We start from the raw sequence: 14,405 nt of genomic DNA on the forward strand, positions 1-14,405 counted from the left end.
GGTCAACCGATCAGCGCTTCGCCCACTGAGACCCGATTGCGGCCATTGCGCTTGGCTTCGTACAGCGCGCGGTCGGCCCGTGCCAATGCGATCAGCCGCGATTCCAGGCACCGGCGCCCTTCCACCAATCCGATCGAAAGCGTGACCTGGCAGGGCAGCCGCATTGCGGCTACTCGCTTGCGGATCCGTTCGGCCATCCGCATGGCGTCCGCAATACGCGTCTGCGGGAACAGCACGATGAACTCCTCCCCGCCATAGCGGCCGGCATGGTCGCCCCCACGCAGGCAATCGCGGACGATGGCCGCCACCGCGCGCAGGACTTCGTCGCCAATGGTGTGGCCGTAGGTGTCGTTGATGCGTTTGAAATGGTCCACGTCGGCCAGCGCCAGGCAGTACGCGCCATCCTCGATGCGCGCCATGAATTCCGGCGAGTCACGCAATGCCTGCATGCCGGCCCGGTTGAGCAAGCCGGTCAATGGATCGTGCAGCACGCGCTCCATGAGGTCGTGGTTCTGCCGCTGCAGCTGGCTGCGGTCGTCCAGCAACTGGCGCGTCATGTCCTCGCTCTGCACATGCCGTTCGCGCTCCTCCTGTAGGAAGGCGCGAACGTCGAGCAGGAACGTCACTTGCCGAGCGAGGGCCTGCAAGCCGGTCACTTGCGCCTCGTTGAGTCGGCGCGGCTCATAGTCCACCACGCACACCGCACCGATCGCGTGGCCATCGCGGGTGACGATCGGTGCCCCGGCATAGGCACGTGCGTACGGCTCGCCTTTTACCAGCGGGTTGTCGTGGAAGCGGTCGTCGAGGCGGGCGTCATGCACCTGCATGACCGACGACGGATCGCGGATGGTGTGGTCGCAGAACGAGATCTCGCGCGGGATCCATTCCAGCAGGGTGCCCACGCGCGCCTTGAACCACTGGCGGTCGCGATCCACCAGCGACACCAACGCGATGGGTGTCCCGCACAGCATCTGTGCGAGCCTGGCGATATCGTCGTACGCGTCTTCCGCACGGGTATCGACGATGAACAAGCGGTCAAGTGCATCCTGCCGGCCGCGTTCGATTTCCAGAACGTTTGGCATTGGGAACCGCGAATCCAGCCCGTGGTTGGCGCGACTATGCCAGAAACCCGGGCAGGTCGGTCTTCACATTCCGGATCAGGGTCGAACAGACGCCCCGAATGCCTGGAACAGGCGCCTGCGCAGGAAGAACGCAACGGTCAGTACCAGCAAGAACACGCCGTAGCCGACCGATGTGGCCAGGATCTGCGGCCACAGGTGGCCGTAACTGCGATCCGCGTAGCCGAAGCTCCAGTGCAGGCTGAGCAGGCAGCCGACGAACGCCAGCGTCAGTGCGGCGATGTCGAACCCGCGGCGGCACGTGTTGCGCGGCTGACGCGGGTACAGCCAGTACAGCACCGCCAGGATCAGGAACCAGGGTGTGAACAAGATCAACGCCAATGCCGGCAGGCCCGCCACGTCGTTCATGCGTGGCGGCCTTCGCCTTCCAGCTGCGCGGCGACGAAGGCCGCCAGCGCGGCGTTCACTTCCTCGTCGCTGACACCTTCGCCCAGCGCGAAATCACTCGCACCGTCGCCGATCTCGCCTTGCTTGATCGCCGCGATGCGCTGCCCCGCATCGCGCGGCGAGGCGAAACCGGTGCTCTGCAACAAGACGCGCTCGCCCTGCATCAGCTTGAAATAGAACTTGCCGTCGGTATCGCGGTATTGCTTGAAGGTCGGTACCGTCGTGCTCGCTTCCTTCTTCGCGGCCGGCTTCGCACCGACCGCGACTTGCGACAGGTCGCGCAGGCCCACCGCTTCGCGCAAACGCTGCAGGGTCGGCGTGGCGTGTTGCGCCCGCAGGCGCGCCGCGCCATCGCGCAGGATCGCCTCGATCTCGGCCGGCTTGGCCATCAGCGCTTCGTACTTTTCGCGCATCGGCGCGACTTCGGCATCGATGCGCTCGAACAATTGCTGCTTGGCATCGCCCCAACCGATGCCGTCGGCGAAGGCCTGCGCGAACGCGGCGGTTTCGTCCTTGCTGGAGAACGCCTGGTACAGCTGGAACAGCGCGGAGCCGTCGGTGTCCTTCGGTTCACTCGGCGCGCGCGAATCGGTGAGGATGCCGGCGATCAGCTTCTTCAACTCGTCGCGCGGGGCGAACAGCGGGATGGTGTTGTCATAGCTCTTGCTCATCTTGCGGCCGTCCAGGCCCGGCAAGGTGGCGACCTGCTCCTCGATGACCGCCTCGGGCAAGGTGAAGTGCTCGCCGTACAGATGGTTGAAGCGCTGGCCGAAATCGCGCGCCATCTCGATGTGCTGCACCTGGTCGCGGCCCACCGGGACCTTCTGCGCATTGAAGATCAGGATGTCCGCGGCCATCAGCACCGGGTACATGAACAGGCCGGCGCTGATGCCGGCATCGTCGTCCTCGCCTTCGGCACGGTTGCGGTCCACCGCCGCCTTGTAGGCATGCGCGCGGTTGAGCAGGCCCTTGCCGGCCACGCAGGTCAGCAGCCAGGTGAGCTCGGGGATCTCGGGGATATCGCTTTGGCGATAGAACCAGTTCTTCTCGATATCCAGCCCACAGGCCAACCATGTGGCGGCGATTTCCAGCGTGCTGCGCTGCACCCGTGCCGGTTCCTGCACCTTGATCAGCGCGTGGTAGTCGGCGAGGAAGTAATAACTCTCCACGTTCGGTGCGCGACTGGCGACGATCGCTGGGCGGATTGCGCCGGCGTAATTGCCGAGGTGCGGGGTGCCGGAGGTGGTGATGCCGGTGAGGACGCGGGTCTTGCTCATGCGGGACGGCTTTGGGGCGATGCGAAGTCGGCCGTCATTCTAACTGGCGGCAGCGACAACCCCGTTCCGCAGCCCCGTGCGTTCGCATGCAGGCACCCAGCGCGCGCCGCGCGCCTCACCCAACCGGGAGACCCGCCATGTTCCGCCGCCTCATGCTCATGCTTGCCCTCACTTCCGCCACAGCCTGCATGCCGCTGTCGGCCCGCGACATCGTCGAAATGGACGTCATCGACCGCGACAGCGGCCAATGGCTTCCCGAATACGGCCATCGCGGCCAGACCTGGATCCCCGGCGTACCCGGCCATCGTTATTCGGTGAAGCTCACCAATACCACCGGCCAGCGCGTGCTGGTGGTGCTCTCGGTCGATGGGGTCAACGCCGTGACCGGACAGAACGCGTCGCCCTCGCAAGCCGGTTACGTGCTGGAGCCGTGGGAAACCGCGGAGATCGCCGGTTGGCGCAAGTCGCTGGACGATATCGCCCAATTCCTGTTCACCGACCTGCCGGACAGCTATGCCGCGCGCACCGGGCGGCCGGACAACGTGGGCGTGATCGGCATTGCCGTGTTCCGCGAACGCCAGGTGCGACCGGTATATGCGCCGCCGCCCTCGCCGCCGATCGCAGCGCAATCCAGTGCTGCTCGTGAACGCGCCGGCAATAGCGCCAAGGCTGCCGCACCTGCGGCGGCCGACAGTGCGATGGCGGAATCCGCGCCACAGCGATTGGGCACCGGCCATGGCCAGCGCGAATGGGCTCCGGTCGGCCAGACCGAATTCGTGCGTGCCAGCCGCAACCCGCAACAAGTCAGCCAGTTGCGTTACGACGATGCCGACACGCTGGTGGCGATCGGGGTACTGCCGCAGCCGTACACACCGTACGCGCGCAACACGCCGAATGCCTTCCCGAACGGGTTCGTGGCGGATCCGCCGCGCTGGTGATCACGCGTCAGCGGAAACGCGAATGGCCGGCATTTGCCGGCCATTCGATCCGTCCGGAATGCAGGCGATTACTTGCTGCCCGCGCCCTCGATCACTTCGCCGGCCTTCTGCACATCCTTGCCGACACCCTTCACCGTATTGCAGGCGGTCAGCACCGCCATGCAAGCCAAGGCCACCATAACCAGCTTGCTCAAACGCACCATCGCATTCTCCAGGGGACGACCGTGAAGTCGTCAGCTTAGCGACGAGCGCGGCAAGCACGCAACGCCGGCTTGCGCTCGGTTCAGCCAATAGATGCGGGCCGGGAGCGATCCCGGCCCGCTGGCTTCCGTGCCCTGCTCCCTCCCTGTCCGTGGAGGGCGCCAAGCCTCAGTGCATCAGCACTTGGCGTCCTTGCAGTCCTGCGCCTTGTCTTCGACTTTCTCGCCGACCTTCTGCACGTCCTTGCCGGCACCGGCAATCGTGTTGCAAGCAGTCAAGGCAGTGGTGGAAAACGCGACGAGCAACAACAGGGCGAATGCACGCTTCATTGGGAGTCTCCTGAGGGATGGATCCAGCGGCCGGGCACGGCGCCCGATCCACGCGATCCATCAAACCCACCGCGCCGTGAAGCCGGCGTGGATGACGCCGCATCAGGCCAAACCGCGGATGAACCGCGCGGCATTGCCTGTTAGGCAATGCTTCAGTCGCGCATCAGGGTGGACTAGGGTGCTCGCTTGGGCGAGCACGACTTCGATGCGCTAATCGCGCATCAACGTCGACTTGCCGAACAGGCTTTCCACCAGGTCCACCGCCAGCCTGGCGGTGGCGTTGCGCTTGTCCAGCGCGGGATTCACTTCGACCAGGTCCAGCGAGCCCATGCGGCCGGTATCGGCCACCATTTCCATGATCAGCTGGGCTTCGCGGTAGTTCACCCCGCCCGGCACGCGGGTGCCGGTGCCGGGGGCGATGCTGGGATCCAGCATGTCCACATCGAAGCTGACGTGCAGGTGGGTGTCCGCGTCCACGCCGGCCAGCGCCGCTTCCATGGCGCGGCGCATGCCCACTTCGTCGATGTAGCGCATGTCGTAGATGTCGAGGCCGTATTCCTTCACCAGCCGCTTCTCGCCGGCATCGACCGAGCGGATACCGATCTGCCGGACTTCGTCGGGGGTAATCGCGGGCACGTGGCCACCCAGCGTGGTCAGGGGTTCCGGGCCCAGCCCACACAGGCAGGCCACCGGCATGCCGTGGATGTTGCCGGACGGGGTGATCTCGCGCGTGTTGAAATCCGCATGCGCGTCCAGCCACAGCACCCGCAACTTCTTGCCGGTGGCGCGGCAATGCGCGGCCACCGCGGCGATCGCGCCGATGCCCAGGCAGTGGTCGCCGCCGAGCATGATCGGCATGCGTCCGGCCTGCAGCTCGCGGGTGCTGGCATCGAACACGGCGCGGTTCCAGGCCACGACTTCGTCCAGATGCCGATAACCATCGACCGGCGGACTGGTCGGGTTGCGCGGGCCATGCACGTCGCCCAGGTCGCGCACGTCGATGCCGCGTGCGGCGATCGCCTCGACCAGGCCCGCCACGCGCAGCGCTTCCGGCCCCATCGATGCCCCGCGACGCGACGCGCCGATATCGGTAGGGACGCCGAACACGGAAACGGGTGGGTAGCTGCGGCTCATGGCGATCCTCGGTCGGCGCGAAGCGGCGGACACACGCCATCGCGGTCGGAAGTGGTGCCGCTTGTCCGAATCGAACGGACGACCTACCGCTTACAAGGCGGTTGCTCTACCTGCTGAGCTAAAGCGGCGCAGGCGGCCATTCTACCGGCTGCGCCGCAACGGTCATAACCGGGCGTTCTGGGCGCATGGCGAACCGGAGGTTCCCGAAGCACCAGCTGCAACCCGACACTGCGCGACGTGTTGCGCATTCAGGTTCATTGCACGACCACCGCACCGCCGCCCCACCCACAGGGAAATGCCATGAACGCACGACACCCGATGAGGCTTGCCACGCTTGTGCTGTTGGCCGCGCTGTGCAGCGCCAGCCTCGCCCACGCCGCCGACAAGACCCTGCTCAACGTGTCCTACGACCCGACGCGCGAGCTGTATGACGACGTCAATCGCACCTTCGCCGCGCAATGGAAACAACAGACCGGCGAAACCCTGACCATCCGCGCCTCGCATGGCGGTTCCGGCAAGCAGGCGCGCTCGGTGATCGACGGCCTGGAAGCCGACGTGGTGACGTTGGCGCTATCCGCCGACATCGACGCCATCGCCGACAAGGGCAAGCTGCTGCCAGCCAACTGGCAATCGCGGCTGCCTCACAACAGCGCGCCCTACACCTCGACGATCGTCTTCCTCGTCCGCAAGGGCAACCCGAAAGGCATCAAGGATTGGGGCGACCTGGCGAAACCCGGCGTCGGCGTGATCACCCCGAACCCGAAGACCTCCGGCGGCGCGCGCTGGAATTACCTGGCCGCGTGGGCCTGGGCCTCGAAGGAATACCGCGACGGCGGCAAGGTCGTCGACTTCCTCAGCCGCCTGTTCAAGAACGTGCCGGTGCTGGATACCGGCGCGCGCGGCGCGACGACGACCTTCGTCGAACGCGGCATCGGCGACGTGCTGCTGGCGTGGGAGAACGAAGCGCTGCTGACCTTGAACGATGCCGACACCCGCGCGAAGTTCGAGATCGTGGTGCCTTCGATCAGCATCAAGGCCGAACCGCCGGTGGCGTGGGTGGACAAGAACGTGGCCCGCCACGGCACCCGCAAGCAGGCCGAGGCCTACCTGCGCTTCCTGTATTCGCCGCAGGGGCAAACCCTGGCCGCACGGCATTTCTACCGCCCTGCGGAACCCGACAAAGTCACCGACAAGGCCGCATTGGCGCGCTTCCCGGCGGTCAACCAGGTCACCATCGATGGCGCGTTCGGCGGCTGGAAGAAGGCGCAGGCCGAACACTTCGCCGACGGCGGTTTCTTCGACCGCATCTACAAGCCGGGCAACTGAGCCACGCCGATGCGGAGCGCACGCGCACATCGCCGGCCGTTGCCCGGCTTCGGCATCAGCCTCGGCCTGGGCATGGCCTGGTTGGGCGTGGTGGTGCTATTGCCGTTGGCCGCGCTCAGCGTGCGCGCAGCCGGCCTGGGTGCCGAAGGCTGGTTGCGCGCGATCGGCGATCCGCGCGTGCAGGCGGCGCTGAAGCTGAGCTTCGGCGCCGCGCTGGTGGCGGCCTTGTTGGCATCGGTGGCCGGCGCCTTGGTGGCCTGGGTGGTGGTGCGCTATCGCTTCCCCGGCCGCCGCCTGCTGGATGCGCTGGTCGACCTCCCCTTCGCGCTACCGACGGCAGTGGCCGGCATCGCGTTGACCGCGATCTACGCGCCGAACGGTTTGGTAGGCAAGCTGTTCGCCGAATACGGCATCAAGATCGCCTACGCGACGCCAGGCATCGTCATCGCCCTGGTCTTCATCGGCCTGCCGTTCGCGGTGCGCACCCTGCAGCCGGTGCTGGAAACGCTGGGCCGCGAGCAGGAGGAAGCCGCGGCCTCGCTGGGCGCATCGCGGCTGACCACCTTGCGGCGGGTGATCGTGCCGGAATTGCTGCCGGCGGCGCTGACCGGTTTCTCGCTGGCGTTCGCGCGCGGACTGGGCGAATACGGCTCGGTGATCTTCATCGCCGGCAACCTGCCGTTCAAGACCGAGATCGCACCGCTGCTGATCACCATCCGGCTCGAGGAATACGACTACGACGGCGCAGTGGCGATCGCCGCACTGCTGCTCATCGCATCCTTCCTCTGCCTGCTGGCGATCAATGCGATCCCGGCCCTGTTCTCGCACGGGAAGCGTGCCGATGTTTGACGCGAATGTCGCTGAGTCGCGCGACGTGCTGCACGAACCGGCGTGGGTGCGACGCACGCTGATCGCGCTCGCCGTGCTGGCGATGCTGGCGTTGGTGGTACTGCCATTGGCGATGGTGCTGGCTGCCGCATTCGCGAAAGGCCCCGGCGTGTGGCTTGCCGCGCTGCGCGAACCGGATGCCCTGTCCGCACTGAAACTCACCCTGTTCACCGCGGCGATCGTGGTTCCCGTCAACGCGGTGTTCGGCCTGTTCGCGGCCTGGGCGTTGGCGCGTTTCGAGTTCCGCGGCAAGCAGGTACTGCTGTCGCTGATCGACCTGCCGTTCGCGGTGTCGCCGGTGGTCGCCGGCCTGTGCCTGGTGCTGCTGTTCGGCTCGCAAGGCTGGTTCGCCGAACTGCTGCAGCGGTTCGACATCAAGATCCTGTTCGCGCGGCCGGGCATCGTGCTGGCCACGCTGTTCATCACCTTCCCGTTCGTGGTGCGCGAACTGTTGCCGTTGATGCAGCAGCAGGGCGCGGACGAAGAACTGGCGGCGCGCTCGCTTGGCGCCGGCGCGTGGACGATGTTCCGCCGGGTCACCCTGCCCAACATCAAATGGGGCCTGCTGTACGGCGTGTTGTTGTGCAGCGCGCGCGCGATGGGCGAGTTCGGCGCGGTGTCGGTGGTGTCCGGCCATATCCGCGGGCTGACCAATACGCTGCCGCTGCATATCGAGATCCTCTACAACGAATTCGACAGCACCGCGGCGTTTGCGGTGGCATCGCTGCTCGCCGGCCTCGCACTGGTCACGCTGATCCTGAAATTCTGGCTCGAAGCCCGCCATGGCGACGCCCTGGCGCAATCCCACAAACGGCACTGATCGATGGAACTGCAACTTCGCAATCTCGGCAAGCGTTACCCCGGTGTCGCCGCGCTGGACGATGTCGATCTCGATATCGCTTCCGGCGAATTGGTCGCCCTGCTCGGGCCGTCCGGCTCCGGGAAAACCACCTTGCTGCGGGTGATCGCCGGGCTGCTGCATGCCGACCACGGCACGGTGCAGTTCGGCGACATCGATGCGACGCAACTCAGCCTGCGCGAACGCAATGTCGGCTTCGTGTTCCAGCATTACGCGCTGTTCCGGCACATGAGCGTGGCCGAGAACATCGCCTTCGGCCTGCGCAGCCGGCCGCGACGCACGCGCCCGGACAAGGCAACGATTGCCAGGCGCGTGCAGGAACTGCTGCAGCTGATCCAGCTGCCGGAACTCGGCGGACGCTATCCGGAACAACTCTCCGGCGGGCAGAAACAACGCGTCGCTCTGGCGCGTGCGCTGGCCATCGAGCCTTCCGTGCTGTTGCTTGACGAACCGTTCGGCGCGCTGGACGCGAAGGTGCGCGTGGAACTGCGCCGCTGGCTGCGCAAGCTGCACGAGACGACCGGGCAGACCACGTTGTTCGTCACCCACGACCAGGAGGAAGCGCTGGAACTGGCCGATCGAGTGGTGGTGATGCGCGAAGGCCGGGTCGAGCAGATCGGCACGCCGTCGCAGATCTATCGCGAGCCGGCATCGCCCTATGTGTTCGAGTTCATCGGCCGCGCCAATGTGCTGGCCGGCGAGGTGCGCGAAGGCCGATTCCATGCACGCAACCTGCAGCTCGATGCCGACGATGTGGCCGAAGGCAATGCGCGCCTGTACGTGCGCCCGCACGATCTCGTCCTCGCCGACGGCGACGCTGGCATTCCCGCACAAGTGAAAACGCTGCACCGCCTCGCAGACCGCATCACCCTCGAACTCGCACTGGTCGGACAGGAGCGCGCGCTCGAACTCGACCTGGTCGATCGCGCGGATATTCGCGTGCCCGCCATCGGCGACGAGGTGCGCGTGCAGGCCTTGCGCTATCGGGTGTTCCCCGTCTGAAACTCAGCGCAAGCTCGCGCAGTCGATCGATTTCGATGGCGCGATGGCGGCCAGCGCCCTGCGGTTCGCGTTCGTCGGCAGGCGTGCTTCCAGCCACGCCTGTGCCGCGTTGTCGCCGATGGCTTCGGCTTGCGCGGGAATGCCCTTGGCCTTGAGCTCGGCTTCGCGTCGCCGCGCGGATTCCTCGCTGCCATAGCGCCCCAGCGCGATGCTGTTGGCGGCGTCGCCCTGGTTCATCACGTACCAGTCGCTGATGCCGGCGGCCTTGATCTTCTCGCCCATCGCATTGGCTTCCGCGCGCGAGGCGAAGGCCGGGATATGCACCTTCCAGCCGCGCGAGGCACGCGCTGCCGTGTCCCGCGACACGGCCGAAACCCCATCCGAAGACAGCGCAGCGCGCGCCGCATCACGCGTCGCGGCATCGGCGAACGGGCCAAAGCGCAGGCATTGCTCGACAGCAATCGGGGGGGCGATGGCTTCTTCGGTCGTTTCGCTGGCCAAAGTGCTCGGCACTGGCGTTGGCGTCGTTGCAGTCGCCGTGATGGATGGCGCTGTCACGGCGTTTTCGGCGGCCAATCGCAGGCTCGGCACACCCGCCGGCATCGGCGCGGCGGCAGGCGTGGTTGCGGCATTGCCGCCACTGAGCCACCACGCGGCGATGCCGAGGTTGAGGACCAGCAGGAACACGATGGCGGCGCGCAGGATCATGCGGTCAGTTTATGCGAAGGCATGCGCCTGCCAACGGGCCAAGCCGCGCAGCACCGCATCCGGCGCGAACCGATGCGCCGGCAGGCGCTCGCGCAGCGCATCCGCACCGCCGCCGTGCAGCCATAAGGTGGGCGCAGCACCGAGTAGTTGTCGCGATTGCTCGATGCTGCGTTCGACAAGCGCGAGCGCCGCGCCTTCGCAACCCGAGGCCAATGCGTGGTCGGTGTCGGTGGCGAACTCCGTGTAGACACCACCTGTTTCCGGCAACACTGCGGCACGCGCATGCAGCGCTTCGCGCATCAGCATCGGCGACGGCGCGATGCGGCCGCCGCGATGCAGGCCATCGCCATCGAGCAGATCGATGGTCAGCGCGGTACCGATGCCGACCAGCAGCACGTCACCGGCCTCCAGCGCCGACAGCAAGGCAAGGAAGCGATCGACGCCGAGGTGTTGCGGATTTTCATAGGCGATGCGCAGGCCGGCGAAGCGTGGCTGCGTGCGTACCAGATGCATTCTTCCGAATCGCTCGCACAACGCATCGAGCAGGGCCACGCGGCGGTCATCCGAAGCCACGCTGGCGATACAGGCGGCATCACCGTGCGGCAAGCCATCCAGCCATGCGCCGCCATCGCCGTGCGCCAGCGCGCGCGTTTCGTCCGGAGCGCCATCGCCACGCAACCCGGCGAACTTCAGCCGCGTGTTGCCGAGATCGAACAACCACATGCTCATGACAGACGGCTCATGCGCGCACGCTCACGTCACCGGCATGCACGGAGCATTCGCGACCGTCGCCATCGCGCACGCGCAATGCGCCGTCGGCGGCGATGCCGAGCGCGGTCGCCGGCCATGCGCCATCGCCTTCGTGTACCTGCAGCGTGCGACCGGACAAGGCATCCAGCGCCGCATAGCGCGGCAGGAATGGCGCCAGCCCTTCGGCATCGAACGCTTGCAGCGCCGGCAGCAGGTGCGACAACAGCATCGCGACGACGGCATTGCGCGATGGCGCTTGCGGCGACGTTATCGATACCAGGTCGATCCACGGCTGGTCGATCTGCTTCGCGGCATCCGCCGGCATTCGCACGTTGAGACCAAGCCCGATCACCGCACGCGCGGCACCGGCCGCTTCGCCGCCACCTTCGACCAGCAGGCCGCCAAGCTTGCGCAGGACCTTGCCCTCGGCGACGACCAAATCGTTCGGCCATTTCAGGCCAACGCCGGAGTAACCCAATTCACGCAGCGCTTCACTGGCGGCGATGCCGGCGACGAGGCTGAGCCCTCCCAACCGCGCCAGCCCGCCTTCAAACCGTCGTGCCAGCGACAAGTACACATGCGCAGCCAGCGGCGATGTCCATGCGCGCCCGCGCCGCCCGCGACCGCCGGTCTGGCGCTCGGCCAACAGCACCGCGCAACCATGCGAAGGCGTGTCGCGCCGCAGCAGTTCGCTATTGGTCGAGTCCAGCGACCAGGCGACATCCAATGCGGTCAGTTGTGTGCGCGCCGGTTTCGATATCGCGGCGCGGATCGCATCGGCCTCCAGCAGGTCGAGCGGCTGTTCGAGTTGATAGCCACGCCCCGGCGATGCGGCGATGGCGATGCCGGCCGTGCGCAGCACATCGATGCGCTTCCACACCGCCGCACGGGTCAGGCCGGCTTCGCGCGCGAGCACATCGCCGCTGACCGGGCCTGCGGCCAGGCGTTGCAGCAGGGCGCGCTCGACCGACGCTTCGCTCATCGACCCTGCCCGCGATACAGCTTGTGCAACAGGCGCGCGCGTTCGAAGCGCGATTCGTTGCCGTTCCACAAGCGCTGCAGGTTGCTGCGATGGGTGAAGGCGAGATACAGCGCGATGCCGATCGCGAACCACATGCGTGGCGCTTCCGCATCACTCCACCATGCCAGCAACGGCAGGCAGGCACCGGCAGCCACCGTGGCCAGACCGACGTAGCCGGTGCTGGTCAGCACCAGCAGCCAGGCCAGCAGCAGCACCGGGATCGACCATGGCCACAGCACCAGCAGGCCGCCGACCGCGGTCGCCGCGCCCTTGCCGCCGCGGAAGCCGTGCCATAGCGGCCAGACATGACCGAGCACCGCCGCCGTCGCCGCCAGGTAGCCATGCGCGGTGACGCTCAACGCTTGGCCGACGGGCGCGTAACGCAGTGCGATCCATGTCGCCAACACGCCCTTGCCGATATCGAACAGGGCCACGCCCAGCGCGAATTTCCAGCCCAGCGTGCGGAACGCGTTGGTGCCACCCGCGTTGCCGCTGCCGTGCTGGCGGATGTCGACGCCGCGTAGGCGCCCCAGCACCAGGCTGCCCGAGACGGAGCCGAGCAGATACGCGAACAGCAGCAGCGATGCGGTCAGGAGATGCGGCGACATGGCCGCATCATAACGGCGCGGGTTGCAGTCCCACGACCAACGTGCCGGGCCCTGCATGTGCGCCGACCGCCGGGCCGACTTCGATCAGATGCGCTTCGGCGATGGGCAAGCGTTCGCGCAAGGCGGCCAACAAGCGTTCGCCATCGGCCAACGCATCGCTATGGCCCACGATCAGCCGCCAGCCCTGCGCCCGTGGCGTGCGCTTGGCGATGTAGCGGGCGAAGGCTTCCGGCGCCTGCTTGCGCGCGAACAACCCGCCGGCGATGGACAGCTTGCCGTCGGGCTTGATCGCGGCGATCGGCAGCAGGCCGCTGTAACGCACCATCGGTTCCGCCCAGCGCGGGATGCGGCCACCGCGCACCGCATGCGAGATGTCGCGCGCCAGCGCCCAGGTGCGAGTCAACGGTTTCAGGCGCACGAGCTCGGCTTCGATGGCATCGGCGTCCGCGCCGGCATCGGCCATCTCGCCCGCGCGCCATGCCAGCAAGGCCTCGCCGGCACAGGCATGACCGGTATCGAACACCCGCACCGGCTTGCTGAATCCGCGCGCGGCGGTTTCGCCGGCCTGAAGGGTGCCGGATAGCGGCCGCGACAGGCCCACGTACACCGCACCGGGCTGGTAGGCCAGCACATGCTCGAACAGGCGGCGGAAATCGCCGGTTGGCGGCTGGCTGGTTTGCGGCAATTTCTCGCTGATTGCCATGCGCCGGTAGAACTCGCCAGCGGTCAGGCCAAGGCGATCCAGGTAATCGCGCCCGTCGAGGCTGACGCGTACCGGCACGATGTGGATGCCGTATCGCTCCGCGATTTCGGCAGGCAGGTCGCCCGCGCTGTCGGCGACCACAGCGACCTTGCCCGGCGATTCCGCGCTGCGCTGCTGCAGCACCATGTCGTCGGCCTTCATCGCCTCGACATTGCCGAACGTCGCGCAGGCATCGAACAGGGTTTGCGGCGTGCCGACATGGCCGTGCACGCGCACCCGGGTGGCCCCGCCAGCAACCACCAGCGAGTCGATGTCGAGCGCCGCCAGCGCGGCCTGCATCGCCGCACGATCGATACCCTCGCCCAGCACCAGGCATTCGGTGCAATAGCGTCGCGCGGGATCCACGTCTTCGTGCACATGCGCCGGCATTTCGCCGGCATCGTTCGCCGCCGGCATCGCCCCGCGCATGCGCAATGCACGCGGGCCGCCTTCGACGTATTCGGCGATGCCTTCCAGCCAATCGACGAAGCCGCGGGCGCCGGCATCGACCACGCCGGCTTTCTGCAGCACGGCCATCTGCTTCGGGGTGTCGGCCAGTGCGCTGCGGGCGCGTTGCAGCGCCGTCGCGAAACCGCCTTGCGGATCTGCCGAGTGCTGGCGGGCGGCCTCCTCCAATGCATCGGCGAAGGCCGCGATCACGCTGAGGATGGTGCCTTCCACCGGATGCGCCAGCGCCGAGCGCGCGCTGTCGGCACCGCGACGCACCGCGTCGGCCAGGGTTTGCGCATCGAGCGCGGGCGCGTTGCGGGCGTGTTCGGCCAGCCCGTACAGGAACTGCGCCATGATCGCGCCGGAATTGCCGCGCGCACCGTCGATGGCATCGTTGCCGATCCGCACCAGCAACTCGCCGATATGCCGGCTGCGACGGCTCAACGCACCCTGCAGCACATGGCCCAGGGTCGAGGACAGGTTGCTGCCGGTATCGCCATCCGGCACCGGGAACACGTTGATGCGGTTGAGCTCGTCGCGCGCGGCAATCACCCGGCGGGTACCGGCGATCAAGGCGCGTCGCAAGGCAGCAGCGGTGACGGCGGGTACTGGTTTGGCGGATTCGGGCATGCCCGGAGTCTGCGGC

General features: G+C 67.2%; 16 protein-coding genes and 1 tRNA gene. 5 read left to right on the plus strand and 12 right to left on the minus strand.

The window, feature by feature from the left end:
- Nucleotides 1-2 precede the first annotated feature (2 nt).
- From G7079_RS12960 to G7079_RS12970, 3 genes are all read right to left on the minus strand, one after another.
- Nucleotides 3-1,082, minus strand: a complete 1,080-nt coding sequence (locus G7079_RS12960) for a sensor domain-containing diguanylate cyclase (RefSeq protein WP_166057706.1) — start codon at nucleotides 1,080-1,082, stop codon at nucleotides 3-5.
- A 75-nt stretch (nucleotides 1,083-1,157) separates the two neighbouring features.
- A complete protein-coding gene (locus tag G7079_RS12965; RefSeq protein WP_240906198.1) occupies nucleotides 1,158-1,487 on the minus strand; it encodes a hypothetical protein in 330 nt (109 codons plus the stop codon).
- Nucleotides 1,484-2,803, minus strand: coding sequence for a tryptophan--tRNA ligase (locus tag G7079_RS12970; protein ID WP_166057707.1), 1,320 nt, complete (start codon nucleotides 2,801-2,803; stop codon nucleotides 1,484-1,486). Before G7079_RS12970 ends, G7079_RS12965 begins: the two co-directional genes overlap by 4 nt.
- A gap of 137 nt (nucleotides 2,804-2,940) precedes the next feature.
- Here G7079_RS12970 and G7079_RS12975 point away from each other — a divergent pair, with 137 nt between their 5' ends.
- Nucleotides 2,941-3,741: a hypothetical protein gene (locus G7079_RS12975; protein ID WP_166057708.1), complete on the plus strand. Its 801-nt coding sequence runs from the start codon at nucleotides 2,941-2,943 to the stop codon at nucleotides 3,739-3,741.
- A 68-nt stretch (nucleotides 3,742-3,809) separates the two neighbouring features.
- On the opposite strand, the gene G7079_RS12980 is transcribed toward G7079_RS12975, so the two are convergent.
- From G7079_RS12980 to G7079_RS12995, 4 genes are all read right to left on the minus strand, one after another.
- The gene (locus G7079_RS12980; RefSeq protein ID WP_166057709.1) at nucleotides 3,810-3,944 is read right to left on the minus strand and encodes an entericidin A/B family lipoprotein; all 135 of its coding nucleotides are present in this window, start codon (nucleotides 3,942-3,944) and stop codon (nucleotides 3,810-3,812) included.
- A gap of 174 nt (nucleotides 3,945-4,118) precedes the next feature.
- Nucleotides 4,119-4,271, minus strand: coding sequence for an entericidin A/B family lipoprotein (locus G7079_RS12985; protein ID WP_166057710.1), 153 nt, complete (start codon nucleotides 4,269-4,271; stop codon nucleotides 4,119-4,121).
- A 210-nt stretch (nucleotides 4,272-4,481) separates the two neighbouring features.
- On the minus strand, nucleotides 4,482-5,405 hold the full coding sequence (gene rocF / locus G7079_RS12990; protein ID WP_166057711.1) for an arginase: 924 nt from the start codon (nucleotides 5,403-5,405) through the stop codon (nucleotides 4,482-4,484).
- A 52-nt stretch (nucleotides 5,406-5,457) separates the two neighbouring features.
- Nucleotides 5,458-5,533: transfer RNA gene (locus tag G7079_RS12995), tRNA-Thr, on the minus strand.
- Nucleotides 5,534-5,705: 172 nt separating this feature from the next.
- Between G7079_RS12995 and G7079_RS13000 the strand changes: the two genes are divergently transcribed.
- Genes G7079_RS13000 through G7079_RS13015 form a run of 4 tightly spaced genes read left to right on the plus strand, consistent with a single transcriptional unit; the run spans nucleotide 5,706 to nucleotide 9,480 of the window.
- Entirely contained in the window at nucleotides 5,706-6,731 is a 1,026-nt protein-coding gene (locus G7079_RS13000; RefSeq protein ID WP_206203212.1) for a sulfate ABC transporter substrate-binding protein, read from the plus strand.
- A gap of 9 nt (nucleotides 6,732-6,740) precedes the next feature.
- Nucleotides 6,741-7,580: a sulfate ABC transporter permease subunit CysT gene (cysT, locus tag G7079_RS13005; RefSeq protein WP_166057712.1), complete on the plus strand. Its 840-nt coding sequence runs from the start codon at nucleotides 6,741-6,743 to the stop codon at nucleotides 7,578-7,580.
- Nucleotides 7,573-8,439: a sulfate ABC transporter permease subunit CysW gene (gene cysW, locus G7079_RS13010; RefSeq protein WP_240906199.1), complete on the plus strand. Its 867-nt coding sequence runs from the start codon at nucleotides 7,573-7,575 to the stop codon at nucleotides 8,437-8,439. The genes cysT and cysW overlap by 8 nt, the downstream gene beginning before the upstream one ends.
- Nucleotides 8,440-8,442: 3 nt before the next feature.
- Nucleotides 8,443-9,480, plus strand: a complete 1,038-nt coding sequence (locus tag G7079_RS13015; protein ID WP_166057714.1) for a sulfate/molybdate ABC transporter ATP-binding protein — start codon at nucleotides 8,443-8,445, stop codon at nucleotides 9,478-9,480.
- Between the two features lie 3 nt (nucleotides 9,481-9,483).
- On the opposite strand, the gene G7079_RS13020 is transcribed toward G7079_RS13015, so the two are convergent.
- The 5 genes from G7079_RS13020 to G7079_RS13040 are packed head-to-tail and all read right to left on the minus strand — an operon-like array spanning nucleotide 9,484 to nucleotide 14,389.
- The gene (locus tag G7079_RS13020) at nucleotides 9,484-10,188 is read right to left on the minus strand and encodes an SPOR domain-containing protein (protein ID WP_166057715.1); all 705 of its coding nucleotides are present in this window, start codon (nucleotides 10,186-10,188) and stop codon (nucleotides 9,484-9,486) included.
- Nucleotides 10,189-10,197: 9 nt separating this feature from the next.
- The gene (locus tag G7079_RS13025; protein WP_166057716.1) at nucleotides 10,198-10,917 is read right to left on the minus strand and encodes a type III pantothenate kinase; all 720 of its coding nucleotides are present in this window, start codon (nucleotides 10,915-10,917) and stop codon (nucleotides 10,198-10,200) included.
- 10 nt (nucleotides 10,918-10,927) lie between these two features.
- Complete coding sequence (birA, locus tag G7079_RS13030; protein WP_166057717.1) at nucleotides 10,928-11,920, minus strand: bifunctional biotin--[acetyl-CoA-carboxylase] ligase/biotin operon repressor BirA; 993 nt, start codon at nucleotides 11,918-11,920, stop codon at nucleotides 10,928-10,930.
- Nucleotides 11,917-12,567, minus strand: a complete 651-nt coding sequence (plsY, locus tag G7079_RS13035; protein WP_166057718.1) for a glycerol-3-phosphate 1-O-acyltransferase PlsY — start codon at nucleotides 12,565-12,567, stop codon at nucleotides 11,917-11,919. The genes birA and plsY overlap by 4 nt, the downstream gene beginning before the upstream one ends.
- A gap of 7 nt (nucleotides 12,568-12,574) precedes the next feature.
- Nucleotides 12,575-14,389 carry a DegV family protein gene (locus G7079_RS13040; RefSeq protein ID WP_166057719.1) on the minus strand — a complete coding sequence of 605 codons (1,815 nt, stop codon included), beginning with the start codon at nucleotides 14,387-14,389 and terminating at the stop codon, nucleotides 12,575-12,577.
- Between the last annotated feature and the right edge of the window lie 16 nt (nucleotides 14,390-14,405).

Source organism: Thermomonas sp. HDW16 (genome assembly GCF_011302915.1).
In the GTDB taxonomy this organism is placed as follows: Bacteria; Pseudomonadota; Gammaproteobacteria; order Xanthomonadales; family Xanthomonadaceae; genus Thermomonas.

What these genes read in the sequence shown, in the direction of transcription:
- G7079_RS12960 (WP_166057706.1), bottom strand. Translation starts at nt 1,082, where the DNA reads ATGCCAAACGTTCTGGAAATCGAACGCGGCCGGCAGGATGCACTTGAC.
- cysW (WP_240906199.1), top strand. Translation starts at nt 7,573, where the DNA reads ATGTTTGACGCGAATGTCGCTGAGTCGCGCGACGTGCTGCACGAACCG.
- plsY (WP_166057718.1), bottom strand. Translation starts at nt 12,567, where the DNA reads ATGTCGCCGCATCTCCTGACCGCATCGCTGCTGCTGTTCGCGTATCTG.
- rocF (WP_166057711.1), bottom strand. Translation starts at nt 5,405, where the DNA reads ATGAGCCGCAGCTACCCACCCGTTTCCGTGTTCGGCGTCCCTACCGAT.
- cysT (WP_166057712.1), top strand. Translation starts at nt 6,741, where the DNA reads ATGCGGAGCGCACGCGCACATCGCCGGCCGTTGCCCGGCTTCGGCATC.
- G7079_RS12985 (WP_166057710.1), bottom strand. Translation starts at nt 4,271, where the DNA reads ATGAAGCGTGCATTCGCCCTGTTGTTGCTCGTCGCGTTTTCCACCACT.
- G7079_RS12970 (WP_166057707.1), bottom strand. Translation starts at nt 2,803, where the DNA reads ATGAGCAAGACCCGCGTCCTCACCGGCATCACCACCTCCGGCACCCCG.
- G7079_RS12965 (WP_240906198.1), bottom strand. Translation starts at nt 1,487, where the DNA reads ATGAACGACGTGGCGGGCCTGCCGGCATTGGCGTTGATCTTGTTCACA.
- G7079_RS12975 (WP_166057708.1), top strand. Translation starts at nt 2,941, where the DNA reads ATGTTCCGCCGCCTCATGCTCATGCTTGCCCTCACTTCCGCCACAGCC.
- G7079_RS13015 (WP_166057714.1), top strand. Translation starts at nt 8,443, where the DNA reads ATGGAACTGCAACTTCGCAATCTCGGCAAGCGTTACCCCGGTGTCGCC.
- G7079_RS12980 (WP_166057709.1), bottom strand. Translation starts at nt 3,944, where the DNA reads ATGGTGCGTTTGAGCAAGCTGGTTATGGTGGCCTTGGCTTGCATGGCG.
- G7079_RS13040 (WP_166057719.1), bottom strand. Translation starts at nt 14,389, where the DNA reads ATGCCCGAATCCGCCAAACCAGTACCCGCCGTCACCGCTGCTGCCTTG.
- G7079_RS13020 (WP_166057715.1), bottom strand. Translation starts at nt 10,188, where the DNA reads ATGATCCTGCGCGCCGCCATCGTGTTCCTGCTGGTCCTCAACCTCGGC.
- G7079_RS13000 (WP_206203212.1), top strand. Translation starts at nt 5,706, where the DNA reads ATGAACGCACGACACCCGATGAGGCTTGCCACGCTTGTGCTGTTGGCC.
- birA (WP_166057717.1), bottom strand. Translation starts at nt 11,920, where the DNA reads ATGAGCGAAGCGTCGGTCGAGCGCGCCCTGCTGCAACGCCTGGCCGCA.
- G7079_RS13025 (WP_166057716.1), bottom strand. Translation starts at nt 10,917, where the DNA reads ATGAGCATGTGGTTGTTCGATCTCGGCAACACGCGGCTGAAGTTCGCC.